A 264-nucleotide genomic window follows, 5' to 3' on the forward strand; every position below is an offset into this window, starting at 1 on the left:
GGCCGGGTGAAGCCAAAGAAGCGACCATCGGTGTCGTCGGTGCTAGCCCAAATAGCCTAGTGTATCGTAATGGCGCTAAGAGTCATTTGATTGACACGACCAAGCTAGTCGATGAAATCGAGGCAATGGTACGAGCACAAGTCAAAGAAATCCAAGAAGCGCGTGCCAATGAGATTTTGCGTGTGCAAGGCTGATTAAAATATCTAAAATAACAAGGAAAACCCATGAGTAAAATTACCGCCATCAAAGGCTTTAATGATGTAT

The 264-nt window shown here is 44.7% G+C and carries 1 pseudogene; it reads left to right on the plus strand.

The window, feature by feature from the left end:
* Positions 1 to 194, plus strand: a pseudogene (locus QSV46_RS40020) (4-hydroxy-3-methylbut-2-en-1-yl diphosphate synthase); the annotation flags it as partial.
* Between the last annotated feature and the right edge of the window lie 70 nt (positions 195 to 264).

It is taken from the genome of Bradyrhizobium cosmicum (assembly GCF_032290525.1).
Classification (GTDB): domain Bacteria; phylum Pseudomonadota; class Alphaproteobacteria; order Rhizobiales; family Xanthobacteraceae; genus Bradyrhizobium; species Bradyrhizobium cosmicum_A.